The following is a 21,969-nucleotide window of genomic DNA, read 5'->3' on the forward strand; positions in this document are numbered from 1 at the left end:
TCGAACACTATTTAACAATTGGCAATAGCTTTATTGTCATTATTAAGATGAGTAAAACATTGCCTTAAAAAAATAGCCATATGATTCCCAAAATAATTCATTACTCTTGGTTTAGCGGCGAACCTATACCCACCCATATTCAAGAGTTAATGGCGACATGGAAAAAATTTATGCCCGATTATGAATATGTATTATGGGATGGAAAAAAATTAGCCGAAATTAACAACACCTTTGCCAACGAAGCAGTCAGCGTACGCAAATGGGCTTTTGCTTCTGATTTTATACGACTTTACGCGGTCTATCACCATGGGGGAATTTGGTTCGACACAGACATAGAAGTATTTAAATCGTTTGATTCGGTGTTGGACAACCGTATGTTTATAGCAAATGAAGCAGGTGCGAAAGGCCATGGCAATAAATATCATTGGCTAACCGCCCATTGTTTTGGCGCCGAAAAGAAACACCCTTTTATAAAAGATTGTCTTGATTTTTATACCGAACGGCATTTTATACGAACAACGAGTAAAAATTTCCCTCCTAATTTTCAATTCGATTTGACAATAAGTCCGGAAATTATGGCTACAGTCGCTCGTAATTACGGTTATGATTGTGACGGCTTTCGTGATGATGAACAACTTCTGAAGGAAGGCATTCATGTATATCCTTCTGATTACTTTGATTCTCCCCAATATAGATCAATGAAGCGTGTTTACAGCATTCACCGCGAAGCGGGGGGCTGGCGTCCGGGGAATGAGGGGAAAATGCCTAACTATAAAGGGACAAATCCAAAGAAAGGAAAACTTTTACATGTTTTAAAGACTTCATCACAAAAGTTTTTAGCGAAGTTTCACCTTGCTATAATCCACGTAAAATGACTGATCAATGAAAATCCTCTCAGTCGGAAATATGTCTGGTTTAAGTAACACTTGCCTGCACCGCCACTGGGCGTTGGAGAAAGTTGCCGATATCATAGACGTGGTCAATACTTCGGAAAAGTCCACATCCCTAGGATATCGGATTGCTTACCATTTGTTTTGGAGGTTAAAACTGCCAATCCGTTTACCAGATATTTCAGGCGCAAACATGAAAATAAGAGAATTGGTCAGGAAAGCAAATGTTCAACAACCATATGACATTGTTTGGATAGACAAGGGAATTACTATAAATCCCGAAACCTTACAGGATATCAAACAACTCTCGCCCAAAACAAAGATCGTGAGTTATTCGCCCGACAATATGGCGCTTAGGCATAACCAGAGTCAAAATTATCTAAATTGTCTTCCATTGTATGACCATATTTTCACAAACAAGTCGTACATCCTAGACGATATGCGCAGATTGGGAGCAAAAGATATTAAGTTTGAAAACAATAGCTACGAATCAAAATTTCATTATCCACATGTACTTACAAATGAAGAGGTAAAACGTTTGGGTGGAGACGTAGGATTTATTGGTATGTGGGAAAAAGAACGGGGTGAGAGCATTTCATATCTAGCAAAAAACGGAATCAAAGTAAAGGTTTTTGGCGATGGACGGTGGAATAAATATAAAGGCGCACCCAATTTCGAAATTCTCCCTGGAGTTTTTTCCGAGGACTATTCCAAAGCATTGCAGGCGTTTAAAATATCGTTATGTTTTTTACGCAAACTGAACTTTGATCAACAAACGACCCGAACAATGGAAATCCCGGCGTGTGGGGGTTTTATGCTTGCTGAGCGTACCGAGGAACATTTGGCATTGTTTGAGGAAGGAAAGGAAGCCGCTTTTTTTTCATCTGATGAGGAGTTATTGGAAAAGTGTATTTATTATCTTGCTCACGATGACGACCGAAAAAAAATAGCAAAAGCAGGTACATTACGATGCGAAACCTCGGGCTATTCAAACGAAAAGACGATTAAAAGACTGATAGAAGTAGTGATGAGAGATGCAAGCAATTAAAACAATGCCTAAAGATGATATTATCAGTTTATCCAGGAAATGGTTGGGTATTCTATTATACTTTGCCATTGCTATCGAACTAATCGTATTTCCATCGTGGGAAAATCTATGCGGTTGCATTATGGAATTGATAGTATGGGCGATATTCCGCACATACTTTTTAAAACGCAGTATTATTCTGATGCACCCGTTTGCTTTCCTGATGTTTCTATCAATGTTTTTGTACAGGTACATACCATTAATAGCCACGTTGATTGAAGGCAAGCCGATAGCCTACGAATTCGGAATGGCTTACGAAACTTTTTTTCACGAAACATTGTTATTTATTGTTTCTTCGCTGGCCTTTTATACGGCTGTGGTCCAAAAGAAAAAAAGCAACAACGCAATACAACGAGCGTTGTATAAATTGGGTTTTTTTGAAACAGACGCCCGAATTTTGTGGTTGCTGGGATTGGTGGGCTTAGCGATACGCGTACAGCAGTTGTCAGTAGCGGGTGAGGTAGAATATGGAGATGTAGGCAATAAACTTCTAGCGGGGCTGACTTATCTGCAATATGCACCTCTAATTATGCTTTTTCCTACATTATCGGGCATAGCTTACAATCGTCGGCGTAATATATTTATTTGGGTATATGTAGTCGTACTATTTCTGGTGAGCTTTGCTACCAATAGTCGGTTGGCAATGCTATTCCCCATATTGACCATTATATTGTTATACTTTCTCTTTCTGTTAAAACATAATATTTCCATTTTTCGCCACTTTTCACTTATAAGAATCGTCGTTTTAGGGATCGTTATTGTTTTCGGATTAAATTTAGTATCCGATATTTCTCTAGCAATGTTGGCAACCCGTGGAGTACGTGGGAATGTTGGTCGTTTTGAGTTATTCAATAAAACCATAGAAACATTACAGAATGAAGAACTCATGCAACGGTTGCGTTCCGTTTCACTTGAAGAAAAAAATGAAGTAATCTCTTATAATGAAGGATGGGACGAAATGTATTTAGATAATTTCATGCTAAATAGATTTGGGAATCTGCGGATTTCCGACAGAACTATTTATTATGCCGATAAGATAGGCTATGGAAATAAGGTGATGCTTGATGATTTTACGCAGAAGGCTCTTGCAACATATCCTACGTCCATATTGAACCTCCTGGGTATTCAAATCGACAAAACCAAGTTGGAATACTCACGTGGTGACATGTTATATCAAATAGTGGATGGAAAATCACTATTGGGATCCTTTCGGGTGACCAGCCACGTTGGTGATGGTTTAGCCACCTTTGGTTATCTATATTTTCTCATACAGTACATCTTTTTCTTTTTGGTATTCAAGCTATTGGATTGCTATGTATGGTATGGCTCACAGGGCATAGTATATTCCACATTAGGCTTAATAAATGTATTTGGATTTTTAGGAATGTTTCGCAATGCAAATGGTTGCTTAACTGATCTTAGTTACATTATGAGGGGTTTTTGGCAGGATTGCTTTACGTTTTGGATAGTCATTTTCGTCTTAAAAATATTTATACGGAGTAAATGAAAATACCGACATATAGCCCTACACGTAACGATAATATCAAATTTCAGAACGACCACTGGATATGGTTGTCTCTATGGCCGAGATGAGGAACAGGTATATTGTCAAATTGTCAAACAAGTTTTTTACAGGACCCGAATGAAAATCACTTTCCTCACGCATCCTCGTTTCCTTCCATCCCAAAGCATGCCACGCTACACCAATTGGCTTGCTAACAGCATGAAAAATCGTGGGCATGAAGTCACTGTATGGGCACCAAAAGCAGTGTTTTATCGCTTTCCTATCCCACGCGCACTAAAGAAATGGATGGGATACATTGACCAATATGTGCTTTTCCCATTATGGATTAAGAAACAACTAAAAAAAAGCAACTCAGACACCTTGTATGTCTTTACTGATCATGCTTTAGGTCCCTGGGTCCCCTATTTAGTGCAATTCCCGCATGTTATTCATTGTCACGACTTTTTAGCACAACGCAGCGCGCTAGGTGAAATCCCCGAAAACCCAACCGGTGCGTCTGGAAAAGCTTATCAAGCATTTATTAGAAGAGGGTACCGGAAAGGCAAAAATTTTATTTCCATTTCACAAAAAACAAAAAGGGATCTTCATCGATTCTTAATATCCAAACCACAATTATCTGAAGTAGTTTATAATGGTCTCAACCGAAAGTTTCAACCCGCAACAGACCTTACAATAGTAAGAAAAGCGCTTGAAAAAGAATTTAATCTTAAGCTATCGGCAGGTTTTCTGCTGCATGTCGGCGGCAATCAATGGTACAAAAACCGTCCGGGAGTCATCGAAATATATACGGCCTGGCGTCGCCAATCCTCATTAACATTACCCTTGGTTTTAATTGGAGCCCTACCAAACGAATCGCTCAATAAAGCCCACCAAAAGTCCGAGTATCAACAAGACATTTTTCCCCTGACAGACGTAAGCGACTCGCAGGTCCAGGATTTTTACGCAACCGCAAACGTTCTTTTATTTCCTTCATTTGCAGAAGGATTCGGATGGCCAATTATAGAAGCCATGGCTTCGGGATGTCCGGTAGTCACAACCAATGACGCACCCATGAATGAGGTAGGAGGCAACGCCGCAACATACATCGATAGGCGGCCGAATGGAAATCTTGAAGATGTAGCGCGATGGGCGCAGACGTCTGCAAATGTACTGGAAAGTGTTCTCAACAATCCGCATCGACAACAACTGATTGATCAGGGTTTTCTAAATGTTAAACGATTCGATGCCGAAAACGCATTGAATAACATAGAAAAGATTTATAACGAAATTCTTCCGGAATGAAGGTACTCCGCGTCATCGCCAGCATGAACCCCGCACACGGGGGGCCTTCACAGGGTATACGGAATAGCATTCCTGCTTTGGAGCTACTCGGTGTATCCAACGAGGTGGTTTGCTTTGATATGCCCGACGCACCGTATTTGGGCGGTGATACGTTCACGATCCATGCCATCGGCCCCGCCAAAGGGCCATATGCCTACTGTCCGCGGTTGCGCGCTTGGTTGCTGGACAACCTGCACCGCTTTGATACCGTCATCATCCATGGCCTGTGGCTGCATAACGGCTATGGCACTTACAGGGCATTAAAACAATACAAAACCCAACACAAAAACGCGCCGAAGTTATTCGTGATGCCCCACGGCATGTTAGATCCCTATTTCCAAAAAGCCCCTGGCCGCAAACTGAAGGCTTTGCGCAACTGGCTTTTTTGGCGTCTATTTGAACGGTATCTTGTCAACAATGCGGATGGGATATTGTTTACATGCGAACAGGAATTGCTGCTCGCCCGTGAAACGTTCCGCTTATACCATCCAAAAAAAGAGATGAATGTCGGCTATGGTATACAGCCGCCTCCCTCCTATTCGGTCAAGCTCACGCATGACTTCCAAGTCACCTGTCCCATTACGTTCGATCAGTCCTATTGGTTATTCTTAAGTCGGGTCCACGAAAAAAAGGGGGTAGATCTCCTGATCAAAGCCTACCAAAAACTGCTTAGCGAAGCAGGCACACTCCCATCGCTGATTATTGCGGGTCCGGGGTTGGATACTCCCTACGGCAGGGAAATAGTCGCGCTTGCACAAACGACTCCTCAAATTTTATTTACGGGCATGCTGACTGGCAATGCCAAGTGGGGGGCACTATATGGATGTGAGGTATTTATACTCCCCAGCCATCAGGAAAACTTCGGTATTGCCATTGTGGAAGCCATGGCTTGCGGCAAACCGGTATTGATCAGCAACAAAGTGAATATCTGGCGGGAAATAACGAGTAGCGGGGGCGGGTTGGTAGCTGACGATACAGAGCAAGGGGTTTATTCCCTGTTAAAAAATTGGCATGAAATGAGCCGAAATCAACACGATGGCATGGCCTTGGCTACGAAGATGACGTATGAAAAACAATTTACCGTGGAACGTGCTGCCGATAATCTGATAAATGCACTAAAATAAACAGATCGCTAAAACAACTAGATGAATGACCTATAATACCGACACCTACACAGGAGCATCATTTTCGCTAAGTAACCGCATCATGAGAGCGGTTTGGGGCTTAGTATATCTTGTTCTTTTCCGATATTCTCCCCGCCCCTTCCACGGGTGGCGTACGCTGCTATTACGCTTATTCGGCGCCAAAATCGGCCGAGGGGTACATGTCTATCCGAGGGTAAAAATCTGGGCCCCATGGAATCTGGAGATCGGGGATGAAAGCGGCGTGGCCAACGGCGTCAACCTATACAGCCAAGGCAAGATCACCATCGGCAAACGGGCGGTTCTTTCACAGGGGGCCTACATTTGTGCAGGTACACACGATTACACCAAGAAAGGTTTCCCCTTAGTCACCAAGCCCATCGTCATTGAAGACCATGCTTGGATCGCGGCGGAAGCATTTATCCACCCAGGAGTGACTATCGGCGAGGGATCCGTGGTCGGAGCGCGCTCCGTGGTCACCAAAGACACACCGCCTTGGATGGTTTGTTCGGGTTTCCCTGCCAAACCCTTGATGCCGCGTGAACTGGAATAAATCGCTTAATAAGAGCTTATGACATTAGATTTAACCATTGTTATTCCCGCCAAAAACGAAGAAAAAAATCTTCCGGGATGCCTTGAAGCAATAGGCAACGATTTTGCGAAGCAGATTGTCGTGGTCGATTCGGGAAGTACAGACCAAACAAGGGTCATCACCGAACGGTTCGGAGCGGTATTCGTCGACTTTCAATGGAACGGGCAGTTTCCTAAAAAACGCAACTGGTACCTTCGCAACCATACACCGGATACTCAATGGGTACTGTTTATTGACGCAGACGAATACGTTACGCCCGCCTTCAAGCAGGCGGTTGCAAGAGCGTTATCCGATCAGACAAAAGTAGGCTATTGGTTGAATTACTCGATCTATTTCATGGGAAAAAAGTTAAAAGGAGGCTATCCATTGAAGAAACTGGCCTTGTTCAAGGTTGGCGCCGGTGAATACGAATACATCGATGAAAAACAATGGAGCCACTTGGATATGGAAATTCATGAACATCCAATACTAACAGGCGAAGTAGGCTTCATTGATGAGAAGATCGACCATCGGGACTTCCGAGGGGTAGCCCACTATGTCAATAAACATAACGAGTACTCCAGCTGGGAAGCTTCCCGATACCTGAAGATGATGGAGACGGCTGAAAAAGCTGACCTAACGTGGAAACAGCGTATCAAGTATAAGCTGATGCGGACGCCGCTTATCGGTCCTGTTTTTTTTCTGGGCAGTTTTTTCCTCATGGGCGGTTTTCGCGACGGTGCAATCGGATTCGCGTTCGCGATATTGAAGATGGCCTATTTCACGGAAATCTATTGCAAAATTAATGAGCTAGTAAAAAAAGAAAAAGAATAAAACTTTGGATAGCAGTGGATATCCGTTGCCCAACGGTTTGACCGAAATTAAACGATAGATTAAGGAACCAGGTAATGGTAGCAACAGAAAAGAAGAAAAAGAACAGGGCTCTTGATATTTTCAAGTTAATCGCTGCATTTGGAGTAATTGCCGCCCATGTGAACCATGATACCGTTGCAGCGTCCACTTTTGCATCCTTATTCACTCCATTTCGGGTTCCTTATTTCATATTGGTTTCGATGGCTTTTTTTCTGATCGGGATTTCCAGTCCTAGGCCGGTGAATCATTTTAGCAAAATCTTCCACCGATTGGTCGTTCCGTACCTTTCGTGGACACTCATCTATACGGTTATCTTGCATCTCCGCAACCAGTCTCCCTCCCCAGTATTGACGCTAGATAATTGGTGGGAACTTCTGTTGTATGGCAAAACGACCCCACAGATGTATTTTATTCCCTTGTTAATCAGCTACCAGCTCATCTTATACGGCTTGTTTCACGCCATAAAACGAAGGTTGACATGGATAGCTGTAGGGTGTCTAGCGGCTGGGCTCCTTCATTTTTTCATCGGGGTGAAATACGAGGAATTCGCACATTCCCTTGGAGGACTGTTGGTTTTTTGTGTTTTCGTATTAGTGGTATGGTGGACGAAGGACAAGATTACCAAACCCGCATTCAATGTGTGGCTATTAATACTGGGACTGGTTGCTTTTGTAGTGACATTGTACTGTAGTTTTTATACAGTCAAATTGACTTTTTTGGATTACCATATGATTAATGCCCTGGGCGGGATCAGCGTATTCCTCATCTGCATAGGTCGGCCGATATTCTCGGTCAGCCAAAAAATCATTCAGGCGAGTACCACCTCCTACGGCATTTATCTCTCACATTTCCTTTTTATTTGGTTATGGCGAGTTATAGTTGGTAAGGTGTTAAAGATTACCATCACATACGACCTGTTTTTCATGGTCGCCATGACAAGTTTTGTCTTCATATGCTCTTATCTGTTCGTCGTTGGCCTCCAGCGCCAGAAATGGTTGGCTAGGCTCCTATTGGGCGTGAAAGAAAATTAATTGGACGAAAATCGCTTACCTCAGAAAACATTAACACGCTGGTGTTAAGTGTGCATAACAATTACTGAAACGATGCGTATACTCATTTTTGGTATCAATTATTCCCCAGAACTCACCGGCATCGGCAAATATACCGGTGAGATGGGTGCCTGGTTTGCCGCCCAGGGGCATGAAGTGGCAGCCGTCACGGCCAAACCCTACTATCCCGAATGGGAGATACACCAAGCATACAAGGGCAAAGGATGGATCACCGAGCAAGTCGACGGCGTGACGGTACATCGTGTACCGCTGTATGTGCCCAAGGAAGTGACGTCGAAAAAACGCATCCTGCATGAATTTTCCTTCCTCGGCGGGGTATTCCCAAAATGGTTTGGCCTATTGCTGAAAAAGAAATATGACGTGGTCATCGATATCACCCCACCCTTCCACTTGGGCTTTTTTGCCATGCTTTACGCGAAGCTAAAACGAGCCAAACTGGTCACCCACATCCAGGATCTGCAGGTAGACGCTGCGAAAGAATTGGGCATGATCAGCAACGAACGCCTGCTCAATGCGATGTTCAAAGCGGAAAAATACCTGCTTGACCAAAGCGATGCGGTGTCTTCCATCAGCTTGGGCATGAAGAAGAAGATCCTGGCCAAAGGTGTTTCTGAAACGAAATACATCATGTTCCCCAACTGGGTCGATGAGCAGGCTATCAAACCCCTCCCCAAAGAACAGTCGCTGAGAAGCGAATGGGGTATACCCATGGACGACAAGGTGATCCTGTACTCCGGCAACCTCGGCGAAAAACAGGGGATAGAGATCATCATCGATGCTGCTAAATCGTTCAGCGATAAGCCTGACGTGCACTTCGTCATCTGCGGTTCAGGCGGTGCGCGCGACCGACTCAAGACGATGGCCGAGCAAGCCGGATTGCCGCAAGTACGGTTTTATCCCTTGCAGCCCTATGAAAAACTGTCGGCCTTGCTGGCCGCAGCAGACGTGCACCTGGTGCTGCAAAAGAAATCGGCATCCGACCTGGTGATGCCCAGCAAACTTACCGGCATCCTTGCTGCGGGAGGGTGCGCCATCGTCTCCGCAATGCCGGGCACCGCTTTGTATGAGGTGGTCGATCACCATCAATTGGGCATTCTCATCGAACCAGAATCAGCAGCAGCACTCGTAAACGGCTTGCAACAAGCACTTCATACTGACCTAAACGCACCCCGGGAGCGTGCCCGGCAATATGCGGAACGCTTTTTGAGTAAAGAACAGTTATTAAAGGAATTTGAACAGAACTTGGTAACGTTGACAACTCATGAAAAACACGCTTAGTCTTTCTCTCCTACTCCTAACGACAATTGCCCATGCGCAAGAAACAGACTCATTAACACAGCGAACCGATTCGTTGAAGGTACAGGTGGGAACCATGGCAACCTTTGCTTCCAAGGGTTTTCAACCCCTCTGGATCGAATCCAACCGTTTCGGAATGCTCAGTGAGGAGGGTATGGACCTGTCCACCCACATCGGGGCATGGGGCGCTCACACCTATCCAGCCGGAAAACATAATTTCCGCTTGGAATACGGCGCAAATATCGTCAACAATCAGCACTTCAATCGGGTGGTGATCCAGCAGGGATACTTGAAAGCGCGGTATGGGGCGTTAGAGTTTCGCGGCGGACGGTTTCAAGAAATATTAGGCGAGGTAGACCCCTTGCTATCCACCGGTTCTCTGGGGCTCAGCGGCAATGCCTTACCCATCCCGAAAATCGGCTTTGCCTTTCCAGATTACACGCCGGTGCCCTATACCAACGGCTGGCTGCAAATCAAGGGATCGATCAGCCACGGCTGGATGGGCGAGGAACAATCCATGAAACGTGCTTGGCTGCACGAGAAGTCTTTTTATGCGAAATTGGGCAATGGACCCTTTAAAGTATTTGGCGGCGTGCAACACTTTGCCGTGTGGGCTGGCGAACGGGGCGATTTTAAACTGGATCGATCTTGGGCAGGCTTCTTCGACGTCCTCTTCGTAAGAGAAGCGAATGACGGCAGCGATCCCGATGGGATACGGCCCAACCGTGCCGGCGATCAACGGGGTGTAATCGAATTCGGCGGTGATTTAGAAATGAACGATATTCTATGGCACATGTACTTCCAAGTGCCGTTTGAGAGTGGTATGGGCATTGATATGCGTAACATCGACCGCGTTGGCGGCCTAAACGTAACCTTGAAAGACCATCATTGGTTGGATCGATTGATGTTTGAGTTTATCTATACCAAGCAGATGGAAAGTTTTCAAAGTGCTGAACTACAAAGTTATTACAATAATGGCGTCTATGCTACCGGTTGGGAATACCAGTATCGGAGCATTGGAACACCGCTATTCCTCAACCTGCATCGCGGAGCTAATTTTCTTCCCGTCGAGGCGGTGGATTGGAAGAACGGCAGCACAGGAAATCTTGGCAACCGAAACTTCATCAATAACCGCATTGTGGGCGGACACATCGGCATGCTGCACCGGTACGCGCCCGGCATTTCCGGAAGAACGATGCTGACCTATACCCGCAATTTCGGTACACATGATAATTTTATCACGGCCTCACCTCAAAATCAGTTCTACAGCCTGCATGAGGTCTCTGTTGATCTGCAAACTGTGCCCGGCTTGCAATTGTCCGGCGGAGTGGCCGTGGATGCCGGCGGGTTTTATAATAATATAGGTGGGTTGCTGGGGATTAAATATGATATCGTGAATAGGTGATGTGTTATAGGTCAAGCAAACCTGCTGCCCGCATTTTAGTTTTAAGATCTCTTAATTCATCGAGTATAGCCTGTACTTCCGTTTGGTTGTATGCAGCGCTTGGGGCCGTTGCAGTATCGGCAGATGCTACGGATGGGGTCCCTGCCGCTAATATTGCCGCCGTTTGGTTAGTTATGAGGCCGTACGCGGAAAGTGTTGTTAACAGATTTGATATGGCCTGCCCCGCAGTCGTCGCCGTTATTGATTGTTTGGCGATCCTTGAACCATTGAAAAAGGATATGGTCTGCCTTGAACCTTGATTAAGTGTATCAAACAGATTACCCATCATGTATGGACTTTCCAAGCCATTTAAATCGGTAGTTGCTCCTATCACAATATTCTCGGTTATTATCGAATTTGGTGACGCAGCGCCGGAGGACCAAAATCGGACGGGACCGCCGCCTGAAGTTACGGCATTCCCGTTTATGAAATTATTGGTGATGACGCAATACTCGGAACTGAAACTGATGGCGGATTGCTGGAAATTACCTCCTGTATCGGAATGGAACACAATAGAATTGCCAGAAATTATAACCTTCGTGGTCGTTCCAGTGACTATCCTCAGCCCTATCCTCGCCCCTACGGTATCCGGTCCTTTGTAATACACGCTATTCCCGACTATCATTGCCGATGTACTGTTACTCGTAAGAGACTCTATCGTTATTCCATTTCTACAATTATTCAGCACGTTTGAAGTGATAGTTACAGAAGCGTCGTACACATTCCCGAACATCCTGATGCCGTAGGTAGGCCCTTCTATGGAATTGGAACAGATCACCATATTCCCGTAAGGCCTTTCTATATTCTGCATATCGATGGTCAGGTTGGCTATGATGCCTATCCCAGCGGTGCCAGTTATAATATTCCCAGTCACTACATTTCCCGAGTTACCGGCGTTCTCTATCCCATATTCCGTGAATCCGCTCAATATATTGCCTGAAACTATCGATTTGTTACCAACGGCGGATATACACATACTGTGTTCGAGGACGCCAACATTATCAATAACATTACCGGTTATGATCGTACCCAGAACATCACCATAATCCTCTATCCCCATCCGGTTGCAGTTACGGAGGGTATTATCTTTAAGGATATGTCCCGTAACCGGTTCTGCGGCGTTACCATTAGCTGTCATACCATTAGCAGACGCATTAATTATGAGGCACCTTTCCACCAAAGTCCCGATAGCCCCGCTGGCAGTGTACCTTATCCCGGCACCGTAAATCCGACAATCCGTTATTTTGTTGTCAATACAGCCTGAATTCACATCTATAGCCTGATTGTATTCTGTTGTAGGGGTAAGCTCGTCATTGACGAAAACATCTATATGGGATACCTGATTCTCGGTAGCCCCCATCATCCTAATGACATATTTACTTGTCTGCGACTGCGTGAGGCCCCTTACATCTATCTTTATCCCGCTTATTATATTCTTCCCGCCGGACAACCTAATGACCGTCCCCCAAGTAGCCAGATCACCGATTGCGGATACACCGGGTTTCAACGTAGGCCCTTCACCGATAAGTTCCTTCCCGCCCTCTACCAAAATAGGTGAATTGACAATATAAGTCCCCGATTCCAAGAACAAGCTACCTGCCGGTGACGACAAGGCCAAATTTATCGCATCGGTATCGTCAGCAATGCCGTCCCCTCTGGCGCCGAACCACTTCACGTTTGCAGGACCGGTATAAGTGCGCTTTGCATAGCCACCGCCAATACCAGTATCGACCTTGAAATACATCACATTGTCAACCTTGGAATCATCCATTATTGTGCCATCAGCCCAAACAGTCACTTTCTCCGCATTAAACGGCTCACCCGTGAATCTGTCGAAATTATTAACGATGGTATTACCTACTAAATTCGCCATAGTTAAACCATTATAAATGTTTCATCCGATGGGGTAGGCGGCAAATCGCCAACAATACCTAAGTCAGCCCATGTGCCGCTTAATTTTTGCCAAATATGCGTTCCGTCTGGCGCTGTCTGATAGTACAGATCGCCGTCGATACCATCCCCCGACGTTGGGGCTACTGGGGATATGAATACCGTTGCCATAGCCTGATTATTTATTTCTTATACTCGTCTTTCAACGATTGGATGCCTACAATGGGCAGGGAACCTCGGAAGTCATCACTGACTAAGATAGCTGTCAATATTTAATATAAAGTTACGGAAATAAAAAGTTATCGAGCGACACATCGAACAGATAAATATTGCCAAATACCCATTGATTATTACTTTCAGTTACTATATTTGTTAACTGAAAAGTAACATCGTTCCTTTACCTACCTAAACTACAAAACCACAGCCATGAGATTGTCAGTCAATCAATCTATGCTCATCAGAGTAGATGCAAAACAACCTTGGAATCCAACTGGTTTGGTCGTCATTACCGAAGAGACCTACGAATTTGTCTCCAAGGGACGCTGGAAGGAGTTCGTTATCAAAACAGATGCGGCTGGCCATTCAAGTTTTTTTAAGCGCCCCTTCAATCGGTATAAACGCTACCGGCAAGCAAAATGGCTTTCGCTGATCGGGTCGATCGATAAAACGCACGATTTCGAGATCGGGAAATCCAAAGTCATAACCATGCCATTTACGGGGGTACTATACCTATTTGCAAATGACATACCCAACTGGTACTTCAACAACTCGGGAAAAATATCATTGCTGATCAAGCGGCTCAAATGACGGAAGGCAATGAGGCAAGGCAAAAAATAAACGGAAAAACTTATATTTGCCATCATGCCTAAGAAAAGAAATAAGACCAACAATAAACCACCCAAGCAGAATGATGAATTTTTGAAAGGTGCGTTCGAGGAGAACTTTACTGACTTTCTCCGTTTCCTTTATCCCAATGCGGATGAACTGTTTGATTTTGAACATGGATTCATGTTTATGGATAAGGAATTGCTTGAAATCATCCCCGACAGGGAGCGCAAGCAAGGCAAGCGTGTGGCAGACCTATTGGTGAAAGTTTACCTAAAGGACGGTGCCGAACGGCATATCCTGCTCAACACAGAGATAGAGGGTGGTGACGATACGACTTTTGCGGAGCGCATCTATGGGTACAATTACCGTATATGGGACAGATATCGCATTGCAGTGGCTACCATCGCGGTTTTCACAGGCGGCCGTAGCCAGTCCAAGCCGGAGGAATACCGGAGAGAAGTGTTAGATACCACCATCAGTTTCCGTTACCGCACATACCACATCTTCGATCACACCGAGGAAGAACTGCTGACTATGGACAATGCCTTTGCGCTTATTGTACTGGCTTGCCAAAAGGCATTGCTGGAGGGTAAGGTGCCGGAAAAGGAGCTTGGCGAGGACCGCAGCACCATCGCAAGGGCTTTGATTGCTTCCGATAAATATGATAAAGACCGTATAATTAATTTCTTGGTGTTTCTGAAAAACTTTATTTTCATTGATGATGAGAAAATAAATCGTAACTTTGATAAGTTCATTTATGAAGTGACAGGAGGCGCTATTGAAATGGGTGTTATAGAAGTACTCAAAAAACAAGAACGGCAGCAGGGCTTACAACAGGGCTTACAACAGGGCTTACAGCAAAAAAGCTATGATGTAGTCGAAAACCTCATCCTTGATTTTGGCTTTACTGATGAACAGGCAGCAAGTGCCGCCGAGGTCTCCGTTGCTTTCGTGCGCAAAGTCCGCTCTGAATTGGCCAAAAAGAAGAAATAGCCAGGATGTGAAAGTGCTTAAAGAAACCCTGAAGTACTTTGACGTAGATTATGCCATTGAGGAATCAGCTGAGGATTACGTTTAAAAGACAGAAAACGAAAGCCAAGCTCATCGCTTGACTCCCGCCCGACCGGGGACACCCCAATCCATTTTAACGCCCTCTCCCCTTCCACCTTTGTAGCAGCAGGGTGACCGCGAAACTCACCACCGCGCCGATGGCGGCAAGCACGGCTGTTTTGAGCACATCGTGCATGCCGAGCTGGCCGATGACACCCAGTAGCGTGCCGCCCGTGGTGCCGATGCCGAGCTGTTGGTTAGCCTTCATCATCTTCCTCCTTTCGGGTGGCGCCTTCCACCGCCTCAAGCACGCCCAGCGCCAGTGCGAGGTACTTGGCTACGGCCACCACCTTGGGCGGCAGCTTCATCGGGGAGGCAATTATCAGCTGGCTCGCTACGGCCAGCCCTTCCTTGATGCGTTCGTATAAGGTCGGCTTCCCCGCTTCGGGATGTCCGACGGCTTTTTTGTTATCGTTCATATTTTCTCCTTTCTTTTTGTGATTAATAAATGTGATTGGGGGCAGCTATGAATGTGCGACGCAACTGGAACGCTCGCTGCGCTCACGCCCCTAGGTTGCTTACGCACATTCATAGCTGCTTGGTGTAGAGGGCTGTGGAGTACTTTGGGTGTGCGACGCAACTGGAACGAATGGGGTCGCTGTTAGAAAGCCCAACGAAACTGCAACGCTCCCTGCGGTCCGCGTCACTAGGTTTCTTTTGGGCTTTCTAAGCTGCTGGGTTATGGGGAGACGGAAGCGAAGCCCCAATTCCACCCCTACCGGTTTTACGCCTGCTGCAGAGCCAGCCTAGGAGATCCTAGCGTAGCGACGGAGATCCAGCTGGCGAGCAGCAGGCTACCCCCTCCAATCACCAACCAACCATCCCCATCTGTTTTACGCCTGCTGCAGAGCCAGCCTAGGAGATCCTAGCGTAGCGACGGAGATCCAGCTGGCGAGCAGCAGGCTAAAACCCCAATCACCAACCCCCGGATCCAGACGTGGAGCACCGGTTTAAAACCACCAACCGATCATTCCCCTTATCAATCTGCTCCAGCAGCAGCGGATACACATACTTGTACGCCGCGGCCGAGTGCATCACCTGATAATCACCGTCCAGCCGCTGCCAGTACGATCCCGCGAGCGGGCAGCCCAGTGTCTGCGTGTGGTAGTTGCCGATGTGGATGAACACCAGGCTGAAATCAGGGATGCCGGTGATCTCCACCATGCCCCGGTGCACCTTCGGATACTTCACACCGTACTGCGCATTCATCCCCGCCCAGGGATTGAGCCGCAGGCGGTATGTTCCTTCGGGGATGCAGGTAAGGCCCTGTATCTTCTCCTTGCGGATGCTGTCTTCCAGCAGGTAGCAGCAGAACAGGCCGTCGATATAGAGGTGGCTCAGGGTACTGTCCTTCCCCTGCGCCACGCGGATGATTTTTATGGTATTGTCCATTTGATATTGGGTTAAGATTACCGTTCTATTTCGCCCAGGTATTGACTATCCGAAAACCGTTTGTGGTCGCGTTCAGCGGTACAGGCGTATACCAACAGTCGGCTGCCGAGGGGTTCAGCCGAAATGTCCACAGCTACTTCCCCTGCATCGCGCGTAGCCTCACCCGTGAGCAGCACACCCTCCTTCGCTTGGTAGATCAGCATGTACACCACGTCATCGGCAAAGGCATTGCCGAAGTGGTCGACATTCGGCGTCCAAGCCAGCTTCAGCAGTGTGCCGACAGTGGTCACCGAAGGCTTCAACAACCGGCGTAGGGTACCCCTTGTCAGTTGAACATGGGCGGCGTCGATGTACAGATCAGGATATTCGCCCGCCACCGCGTGTGTGATGGCCAGTGCCGTTGCCCGGCTCAGGGCTCCGGTTTTGGATCCACGGTCTGTAGGCGACGCAAAGCCGCGGTAAATAATTTCGCGCAGCGGACTGAGAAACCGCATCACCATTGTCATTCTTGCCCGCGTTTCCAGCTGCCGTGCCGTGGGCGGTTTCGCCGATTTTTTCGGGCGCTTGCGCAGATAGAACCCCGTAGGTCCCATGCAGCCCACCATATCACCTACCCTTCCTGAAAAAGTCAGTAAATCAATTAATTTAGCCATTGTTGCATGATTTAATGAACCGGAGCACGAAGCTCCAGTCCAAGGTTTATGATATCCTGAGCATCAAATGAGTACGTGTGACCCAGCGTGCACGGTGTTAGCGATCTTTTTTCCATCCCGGCTGATCGCAAATAGCCAGACGTCTGCTGTATGACCCGCCGTGTCGGTATCCAACGGGATGGCCACCTCACCGGCTGACCGCGCCACGATTTCGTCCGAGGTGTAGAACAGGTTCAGCTCATGGTCATGCAGCAGTACCAAGACCTCATCGTCCGCGTTGCCGCTATACCTGTTGGCCACCGGATTCCAGGTTACGTTGGCTACGCCCGCTTCCGGGGTCACGGACACCCCACGCAGCGGTTGCAGCGATCCTTTGCTCAATTGTACAGCAGTGTAGTCAATAGTGAAGTCTGGATACATGCCCGTCACCGCAGGCAGGTTGAGTGCCATAGCCCGATTGAAGAGCGTGGCCGTCGATTCATCCATGTTGGTCAGGCCGATCTCCAACAGTCCTTTCAGGGGCAGCAGGAACTGTCCCATCAGACCAAACCGCTGCTGCTGCGCAAGCTGTGCTTCAGTAAAGGGCTTCGTGCGTTTCTTGCTCAACCCACGCATGTAAGGGATACTACGCCAGCTGCTACCGATGATGCTTCCCACTTTTCCGGAGAAGGTGCCAATGGCACCGTTTACGAATTTTGCCATATCATTTCATTTTTATGTTTGACTTAAAAAAAACCATCGCCGGTGTCCTGCCCTGGGGCAGCCCAACACCGACGAAGCAAACATAAAACACTGAAAAATAGCATACTATAGCTGACATACGATTGTCCGACAGGTGTCCGGCCAAAGCCAAAAATTGTCCGGAAGATGTCCGCTAAATGTCATGGTGGCTGCTGACGTTTGTAACAAACCCCGCTCGGGATCGGCTTCGGTGCTCAGCCCAGCCTCCGCCTTCACTCGGCCGAGGTTCATTGCGGACCGTCCGCTTTGAGCCTCAGTACAAGGCAGTGCAAACCAGCGGTCAGCGTCGGATAAGCACCCAAGCCGGACCCAAGCCTATTCCCCGTGGTAATACCTCCGGCAGCGTTCGATGTCGCTTTCGCGGAACAGGCGTCTGCCATTCTCATACGAGTCCACGGGTAATATACCCTTCTTGATAAGGCGGTAGAGTGTCCTGTCTACCACGCCGATGCGGTTTGCCGCATACTTCGCGTCATGAAGGGGATCGGGGTTTTCGGCTTGCTCACGTTGGATGGCATGCAGCATTTCTACGCACTGGCGCAGCAGGGTGATGATTTCACTTAGGTAATCAGTCAAGGTATGGATAAAGGTTTTCATGGACAATCGTGGTTTAGCACCATTGTCAATGCGGGGAGCCCGGCGACACCTCGAAGCAGGCGTGCTCAGGCAGGTAATGTTGGTTTTCCACGGGTAGTTGTCGCAACCGCCGACAAGTGGCAGATGTAACAATTCATTATTACAAACTTAAGCAAAAAACACTTATGTCTGATACCAATCAAGAAAGGCACCGGTCCGCGCCTTGCTGGTCAAAAACACGACACGCTCATACGGGCGCCGCAGCGTAATACGATAATGCCGCCCAATGGGTTTAGCCGCTGCGATCATATCCCGGCGGATGATGGCACCCTTTCGGATACTGAAAAACTGATGAGTATTCAGTTCAGCTTGCAATTCGCGGATGGTACGGGTATCGATCGTGCGCGTCCCCTCCTCCCAATACGCCATCGTCACCTTTCCTTCGGATTGGTAATACGCCGCCAGCGGCAAAGGAGGAAGTGAATGATCAGTCTGATCCGGGACAGCCGGTGGAATATCGGGAACCGCAGCCGCACCCTGCTCCGCGCCGGCGGCCTGCCTGGGCACCTTCCAATAATAGTACCGGATGTAAAAAGCGTTCAACAACAGCAGCAGCACGACCACAAAGGGAAGGTCCTGTACCAGGTAATCGAAGATCCGCGCAGGCACCTTTCGGAAAACAAAATACAGGAGGTTCCAACCCAAGGCGAAAACCGCCGGGATCAGCAAGCCACCGATCGCCTGCGCGGCCAATCGCTTCCAGAAGTAGCTGCGCCACGGCAGGCGCTTGTCCAGGTAGCGTGCACCACCGGATACGATCCGCATGGTGAAGTATGCACATGCTACACTGGGGATGACAGAGAAGTAAAAGCCCTTCGCCCAAAGGAGTGTGCCGAATGGAATGCGGTGGCCATATACCACCATCAATAGGCCGATCGAGGCGGCAAGTAACGGGATGGCCCACTTATCAGGATACTCTACATGCGGGGCATCCCTAGCACCATCCGACGTGTGCAGCAAATTTACAATCATGGTACAGCAGCAGTCTGGGTATGGTATGGATTTTCTAAGGTAGCAAATGACGGGCAAAAACCCAAACCACGGAGGCCGATTGTCCCATTCATCCGGTGGTCTGCCCGTTCATCCCCGCTTCGCCCGTTCTTCCCGAAAACCCTGCCCATTCATTCCAAAACCACGCAATCCCCGCTGTAACGGCCCGGTGCGGGCGTTAATTTCGGCACCAAAGGACACACGCGGTGTGTGTCTATTATGGTTAAACCTAACAAATACTTTACATGAAAGACAGGTATTTATTTACCAATGACGGGGTGCAGCTATGGCAAAGCGCCCTGTATGCACAGACCGATGCCGAGTTGTGGAAAGAGGCAGCCTTAGTTGCTGCCGGACTGGCCGATTGGCTACCCTACCGGTTTGAATTGAGCACAGATCAGGTAACATTCCTCATCGGCATCGACGAATCGTTGAGGCAGGTTTGGGCCGTGGAAATCGCCTACGCCATCCGGCACCGGATTCCGATCATCCTGAACAAGCCGGAGCAGCCGGAAGGTATCAGCATCACCAATACGAAGCTGGTGCTCAGCGAAGGCGAATTGGACTCGTCGCCCGGCAGCACTGCCAGCAGCGGAGGCGAAGGCCGTCACCTTACGTTTATAATCGTGTACTGATGCCCCGCCCGCCTTCAGGCAGGTAGAGGCATCAGCCACCGGTTTTCCATCGGGGGCAGGCATATCCTGCGGGCCACCGATTCTATACCGCCCAGCCCACGGAGCCCGAGCTGGGCGGTGTTTTTCTGTAGCCGGTTGCATATGGAACGATTTTACACCTACTGGAAAAAGCATTTCCAGCCCGAACAGGCAGCATGGGAATATCTGCAAGAACATGCCCGGGTCAGATCATATGCAACGGGCAGCTATTTCATGTTAGCGAAAGACGTACAGCCATACTGGTGCTTTGTACTGAACGGACTGGTCGCCGCGCTTGAGCTATTGCCCGGTAATAAAGCAGCCTATGCCTGGGTAGTCGACGCCAACCGTTATTTTACCGGTACCCGCCACCTCTTTACGACTCATGCCCCGGATTTCCACATCCAGTTCCTGCGGCCCACCCAGCTGCTGCTCATTCCGGTGGCCGTTATGCGCCAAGCCCAGCAACACTTCATGAGCGTGAGCGAACTGCTGCACGTGCTCAAGCAGCAGCGCATCAAGCGCCAGGAAACCATGCTGTTGCTTGCCCTGGCCAATACCGTCCAGCGGTATGCCCTGTTCAGAACCCTCCTGCCCGATTTGTACGCCCAATTAAACGAACACCAGCAAATCGCCTTCCTGCATATGAGCCGTAGCCAGTTTTACCGAGCCAAAGCTGCCTGGAACCGCTAGCATGGCGATCGCACTTGAACCGATCATCAATTCAGTCCGAAATCGGACTATTTACCCCATTTCCTTACTTCATATTTGCATTATGTCGATTACGAAAAAACCGTTCACAAACACCATTACCTCCCTCATCCGGCTGGCACTGTTGGCGCTGTGGGTTCCGGTCGCAGCGGACAAGCTGTGGGATCTGACGAGCTTCCACAGCACCCTGCTACGGCAGCCTTTTCCCAGCTGGTGGGCCGATGTGCTCTTCTGGCTGCTGCCCCTGCTGGAGCTGGCAGCTGCGGTGCTCATCGCTTGGCCGCGCAACCGGCAGCGCCAGCACCAAGGGACGTGGCTTTCGGCGGTGCTCATGCTCGGCTTTACGTTGTTTATCCTATTTGGCGTACTGGGCTGGTACGAAAAGCGCCCCTGCGGCTGCGGGTCGGTGATCAGCGGGCTTAGCTGGGAGGAGCATTTATGGTTCAACGCAGCCTACCTCCTACTGGCTGTCCTTGGCATCCGGCTTACAAGACCTCAAAAAACTGACGGCGAGCGCAAACCCCACCATAAAGCCACCCGACTTTTCGGGGGCAAAAGAATCACAAACCACATTCCTATTTACCGCACCCTTATTATGCGGCTACGTTTCCCTCGGAAGTTCGCGCTTTTCCGGCGCAGGCCGTGAGCAGCGCCAGCAAGGTACAGGAAACCTGAAGCAGGTGGCCTGCACCGATTACGGATCCCTGCATGCATGCCGCAGGCAAAAAAGGTGTGCCGCAAAAATTATTTATAATGATACTATTACAAAAATCGGTGAAGGTAGTCAAGGATTATTTCTTCACCCTGGCCCTGGTGGTCACGTTTATTGGGTTTTCGGCGTTTAAGGTGGTTCAGTCTACCCAGGCCCCTGAGGATGGGTGGTACAATGTAAGTATCACAGGAAGTCCAGCTTCGGATCCTGGGAACCAGCAAATCGGAATGAAACTCACCACCGATCCGCCGACGAGTGGGCTTGGTTGTGCTCAGCAAAATACTGGTGATCGCTGTGCGATTCATCTCGCCTTTGACGCAACCGCAACGGAAGTACCAAACACGGTTGAGGAAGCGGAAGATAGCAGCGAAGTCACCGTTGGAGACGATGCCAGTGACAGGCCCTAAGTAGTCAAAGGAGGCCCTGCGTGGGCCT

Annotated in this window: 24 protein-coding genes; 16 read left to right on the forward strand and 8 right to left on the reverse strand. The window is 48.2% G+C overall.

Annotated features, from left to right (window positions below; translation table 11 throughout):
• The first annotated feature begins 80 nt into the window (after positions 1-80).
• The 10 genes from ACMGDE_RS09635 (at position 81) to ACMGDE_RS09680 (ending at position 11,179) form a co-directional block, all read left to right on the forward strand.
• The gene (locus tag ACMGDE_RS09635) at positions 81-875 is read left to right on the forward strand and encodes a glycosyltransferase family 32 protein (protein ID WP_436832574.1); all 795 of its coding nucleotides are present in this window, start codon (positions 81-83) and stop codon (positions 873-875) included.
• 7 nt (positions 876-882) lie between these two features.
• Complete coding sequence (locus ACMGDE_RS09640; protein WP_436832575.1) at positions 883-1,938, forward strand: CgeB family protein; 1,056 nt, start codon at positions 883-885, stop codon at positions 1,936-1,938.
• Positions 1,925-3,484, forward strand: a complete 1,560-nt coding sequence (locus ACMGDE_RS09645; RefSeq protein ID WP_436832576.1) for a hypothetical protein — start codon at positions 1,925-1,927, stop codon at positions 3,482-3,484. The genes ACMGDE_RS09640 and ACMGDE_RS09645 overlap by 14 nt, the downstream gene beginning before the upstream one ends.
• Positions 3,485-3,619: 135 nt before the next feature.
• Positions 3,620-4,783, forward strand: coding sequence for a glycosyltransferase family 4 protein (locus ACMGDE_RS09650; protein WP_436832577.1), 1,164 nt, complete (start codon positions 3,620-3,622; stop codon positions 4,781-4,783).
• Positions 4,780-5,946, forward strand: a complete 1,167-nt coding sequence (locus tag ACMGDE_RS09655; protein WP_436832578.1) for a glycosyltransferase — start codon at positions 4,780-4,782, stop codon at positions 5,944-5,946. Before ACMGDE_RS09650 ends, ACMGDE_RS09655 begins: the two co-directional genes overlap by 4 nt.
• Positions 5,947-5,971: 25 nt before the next feature.
• Positions 5,972-6,517, forward strand: coding sequence for a WcaF family extracellular polysaccharide biosynthesis acetyltransferase (locus ACMGDE_RS09660; protein ID WP_436832579.1), 546 nt, complete (start codon positions 5,972-5,974; stop codon positions 6,515-6,517).
• 18 nt (positions 6,518-6,535) lie between these two features.
• Positions 6,536-7,369, forward strand: coding sequence for a glycosyltransferase family 2 protein (locus tag ACMGDE_RS09665; protein WP_436832580.1), 834 nt, complete (start codon positions 6,536-6,538; stop codon positions 7,367-7,369).
• Positions 7,370-7,443: 74 nt separating this feature from the next.
• Complete coding sequence (locus tag ACMGDE_RS09670) at positions 7,444-8,439, forward strand: acyltransferase family protein (RefSeq protein ID WP_436832581.1); 996 nt, start codon at positions 7,444-7,446, stop codon at positions 8,437-8,439.
• A 72-nt stretch (positions 8,440-8,511) separates the two neighbouring features.
• Positions 8,512-9,756: a WcaI family glycosyltransferase gene (locus ACMGDE_RS09675; RefSeq protein WP_436832582.1), complete on the forward strand. Its 1,245-nt coding sequence runs from the start codon at positions 8,512-8,514 to the stop codon at positions 9,754-9,756.
• Positions 9,740-11,179, forward strand: a complete 1,440-nt coding sequence (locus tag ACMGDE_RS09680) for a capsule assembly Wzi family protein (RefSeq protein ID WP_436832583.1) — start codon at positions 9,740-9,742, stop codon at positions 11,177-11,179. Before ACMGDE_RS09675 ends, ACMGDE_RS09680 begins: the two co-directional genes overlap by 17 nt.
• Positions 11,180-11,183: 4 nt before the next feature.
• Here ACMGDE_RS09680 and ACMGDE_RS09685 read toward each other — a convergent pair whose 3' ends face one another.
• On the reverse strand, positions 11,184-13,091 hold the full coding sequence (locus ACMGDE_RS09685; protein ID WP_436832584.1) for a glycosyl hydrolase family 28-related protein: 1,908 nt from the start codon (positions 13,089-13,091) through the stop codon (positions 11,184-11,186).
• A gap of 443 nt (positions 13,092-13,534) precedes the next feature.
• On the opposite strand from ACMGDE_RS09685, the gene ACMGDE_RS09690 reads away from it, so the two are divergent.
• Positions 13,535-13,915, forward strand: a complete 381-nt coding sequence (locus ACMGDE_RS09690) for a hypothetical protein (RefSeq protein ID WP_436832585.1) — start codon at positions 13,535-13,537, stop codon at positions 13,913-13,915.
• A gap of 54 nt (positions 13,916-13,969) precedes the next feature.
• The gene (locus ACMGDE_RS09695; protein WP_436832586.1) at positions 13,970-14,929 is read left to right on the forward strand and encodes an RpnC/YadD family protein; all 960 of its coding nucleotides are present in this window, start codon (positions 13,970-13,972) and stop codon (positions 14,927-14,929) included.
• Positions 14,930-15,080: 151 nt separating this feature from the next.
• On the opposite strand, the gene ACMGDE_RS09700 is transcribed toward ACMGDE_RS09695, so the two are convergent.
• The 7 genes from ACMGDE_RS09700 to ACMGDE_RS09730 form a co-directional block, all read right to left on the reverse strand.
• Positions 15,081-15,254 (reverse strand): hypothetical protein, encoded by a 174-nt coding sequence (locus ACMGDE_RS09700; RefSeq protein WP_436832587.1) that lies wholly within the window; start codon positions 15,252-15,254, stop codon positions 15,081-15,083.
• Positions 15,244-15,465, reverse strand: coding sequence for a hypothetical protein (locus ACMGDE_RS09705; RefSeq protein ID WP_436832588.1), 222 nt, complete (start codon positions 15,463-15,465; stop codon positions 15,244-15,246). Before ACMGDE_RS09705 ends, ACMGDE_RS09700 begins: the two co-directional genes overlap by 11 nt.
• Positions 15,466-15,961: 496 nt before the next feature.
• Positions 15,962-16,438, reverse strand: a complete 477-nt coding sequence (locus ACMGDE_RS09710; protein ID WP_436832589.1) for a DUF5675 family protein — start codon at positions 16,436-16,438, stop codon at positions 15,962-15,964.
• A 17-nt stretch (positions 16,439-16,455) separates the two neighbouring features.
• Complete coding sequence (locus ACMGDE_RS09715; protein WP_436832590.1) at positions 16,456-17,091, reverse strand: DUF6266 family protein; 636 nt, start codon at positions 17,089-17,091, stop codon at positions 16,456-16,458.
• Between the two features lie 63 nt (positions 17,092-17,154).
• Entirely contained in the window at positions 17,155-17,793 is a 639-nt protein-coding gene (locus ACMGDE_RS09720) for a DUF6266 family protein (RefSeq protein ID WP_436832591.1), read from the reverse strand.
• A gap of 354 nt (positions 17,794-18,147) precedes the next feature.
• Entirely contained in the window at positions 18,148-18,429 is a 282-nt protein-coding gene (locus ACMGDE_RS09725) for a helix-turn-helix domain-containing protein (RefSeq protein WP_436832592.1), read from the reverse strand.
• A gap of 162 nt (positions 18,430-18,591) precedes the next feature.
• On the reverse strand, positions 18,592-19,440 hold the full coding sequence (locus tag ACMGDE_RS09730; RefSeq protein WP_436832593.1) for a hypothetical protein: 849 nt from the start codon (positions 19,438-19,440) through the stop codon (positions 18,592-18,594).
• Positions 19,441-19,703: 263 nt separating this feature from the next.
• On the opposite strand from ACMGDE_RS09730, the gene ACMGDE_RS09735 reads away from it, so the two are divergent.
• From ACMGDE_RS09735 to ACMGDE_RS09750, 4 genes are all read left to right on the forward strand, one after another.
• Positions 19,704-20,093 (forward strand): hypothetical protein, encoded by a 390-nt coding sequence (locus tag ACMGDE_RS09735; RefSeq protein ID WP_436832594.1) that lies wholly within the window; start codon positions 19,704-19,706, stop codon positions 20,091-20,093.
• Positions 20,094-20,234: 141 nt separating this feature from the next.
• A complete protein-coding gene (locus ACMGDE_RS09740; protein WP_436832595.1) occupies positions 20,235-20,804 on the forward strand; it encodes a Crp/Fnr family transcriptional regulator in 570 nt (189 codons plus the stop codon).
• A gap of 82 nt (positions 20,805-20,886) precedes the next feature.
• The gene (locus ACMGDE_RS09745) at positions 20,887-21,468 is read left to right on the forward strand and encodes a MauE/DoxX family redox-associated membrane protein (protein WP_436832596.1); all 582 of its coding nucleotides are present in this window, start codon (positions 20,887-20,889) and stop codon (positions 21,466-21,468) included.
• A 62-nt stretch (positions 21,469-21,530) separates the two neighbouring features.
• Positions 21,531-21,941, forward strand: coding sequence for a hypothetical protein (locus ACMGDE_RS09750; protein WP_436832597.1), 411 nt, complete (start codon positions 21,531-21,533; stop codon positions 21,939-21,941).
• The last annotated feature ends 28 nt before the right edge of the window (positions 21,942-21,969 follow it).

Source organism: Parapedobacter brassicae (assembly GCF_051400755.1).
Classification (GTDB): domain Bacteria; phylum Bacteroidota; class Bacteroidia; order Sphingobacteriales; family Sphingobacteriaceae; genus Parapedobacter.

What these genes read in the sequence shown, in the direction of transcription:
- ACMGDE_RS09635 (WP_436832574.1), top strand. Translation starts at nt 81, where the DNA reads ATGATTCCCAAAATAATTCATTACTCTTGGTTTAGCGGCGAACCTATA.
- ACMGDE_RS09640 (WP_436832575.1), top strand. Translation starts at nt 883, where the DNA reads ATGAAAATCCTCTCAGTCGGAAATATGTCTGGTTTAAGTAACACTTGC.
- ACMGDE_RS09645 (WP_436832576.1), top strand. Translation starts at nt 1,925, where the DNA reads ATGCAAGCAATTAAAACAATGCCTAAAGATGATATTATCAGTTTATCC.
- ACMGDE_RS09650 (WP_436832577.1), top strand. Translation starts at nt 3,620, where the DNA reads ATGAAAATCACTTTCCTCACGCATCCTCGTTTCCTTCCATCCCAAAGC.
- ACMGDE_RS09655 (WP_436832578.1), top strand. Translation starts at nt 4,780, where the DNA reads ATGAAGGTACTCCGCGTCATCGCCAGCATGAACCCCGCACACGGGGGG.
- ACMGDE_RS09660 (WP_436832579.1), top strand. Translation starts at nt 5,972, where the DNA reads ATGACCTATAATACCGACACCTACACAGGAGCATCATTTTCGCTAAGT.
- ACMGDE_RS09665 (WP_436832580.1), top strand. Translation starts at nt 6,536, where the DNA reads ATGACATTAGATTTAACCATTGTTATTCCCGCCAAAAACGAAGAAAAA.
- ACMGDE_RS09670 (WP_436832581.1), top strand. Translation starts at nt 7,444, where the DNA reads ATGGTAGCAACAGAAAAGAAGAAAAAGAACAGGGCTCTTGATATTTTC.
- ACMGDE_RS09675 (WP_436832582.1), top strand. Translation starts at nt 8,512, where the DNA reads ATGCGTATACTCATTTTTGGTATCAATTATTCCCCAGAACTCACCGGC.
- ACMGDE_RS09680 (WP_436832583.1), top strand. Translation starts at nt 9,740, where the DNA reads ATGAAAAACACGCTTAGTCTTTCTCTCCTACTCCTAACGACAATTGCC.
- ACMGDE_RS09685 (WP_436832584.1), bottom strand. Translation starts at nt 13,091, where the DNA reads ATGGCGAATTTAGTAGGTAATACCATCGTTAATAATTTCGACAGATTC.
- ACMGDE_RS09690 (WP_436832585.1), top strand. Translation starts at nt 13,535, where the DNA reads ATGAGATTGTCAGTCAATCAATCTATGCTCATCAGAGTAGATGCAAAA.
- ACMGDE_RS09695 (WP_436832586.1), top strand. Translation starts at nt 13,970, where the DNA reads ATGCCTAAGAAAAGAAATAAGACCAACAATAAACCACCCAAGCAGAAT.
- ACMGDE_RS09700 (WP_436832587.1), bottom strand. Translation starts at nt 15,254, where the DNA reads ATGAAGGCTAACCAACAGCTCGGCATCGGCACCACGGGCGGCACGCTA.
- ACMGDE_RS09705 (WP_436832588.1), bottom strand. Translation starts at nt 15,465, where the DNA reads ATGAACGATAACAAAAAAGCCGTCGGACATCCCGAAGCGGGGAAGCCG.
- ACMGDE_RS09710 (WP_436832589.1), bottom strand. Translation starts at nt 16,438, where the DNA reads ATGGACAATACCATAAAAATCATCCGCGTGGCGCAGGGGAAGGACAGT.
- ACMGDE_RS09715 (WP_436832590.1), bottom strand. Translation starts at nt 17,091, where the DNA reads ATGGCTAAATTAATTGATTTACTGACTTTTTCAGGAAGGGTAGGTGAT.
- ACMGDE_RS09720 (WP_436832591.1), bottom strand. Translation starts at nt 17,793, where the DNA reads ATGGCAAAATTCGTAAACGGTGCCATTGGCACCTTCTCCGGAAAAGTG.
- ACMGDE_RS09725 (WP_436832592.1), bottom strand. Translation starts at nt 18,429, where the DNA reads ATGAAAACCTTTATCCATACCTTGACTGATTACCTAAGTGAAATCATC.
- ACMGDE_RS09730 (WP_436832593.1), bottom strand. Translation starts at nt 19,440, where the DNA reads ATGATTGTAAATTTGCTGCACACGTCGGATGGTGCTAGGGATGCCCCG.
- ACMGDE_RS09735 (WP_436832594.1), top strand. Translation starts at nt 19,704, where the DNA reads ATGAAAGACAGGTATTTATTTACCAATGACGGGGTGCAGCTATGGCAA.
- ACMGDE_RS09740 (WP_436832595.1), top strand. Translation starts at nt 20,235, where the DNA reads ATGGAACGATTTTACACCTACTGGAAAAAGCATTTCCAGCCCGAACAG.
- ACMGDE_RS09745 (WP_436832596.1), top strand. Translation starts at nt 20,887, where the DNA reads ATGTCGATTACGAAAAAACCGTTCACAAACACCATTACCTCCCTCATC.
- ACMGDE_RS09750 (WP_436832597.1), top strand. Translation starts at nt 21,531, where the DNA reads ATGCATGCCGCAGGCAAAAAAGGTGTGCCGCAAAAATTATTTATAATG.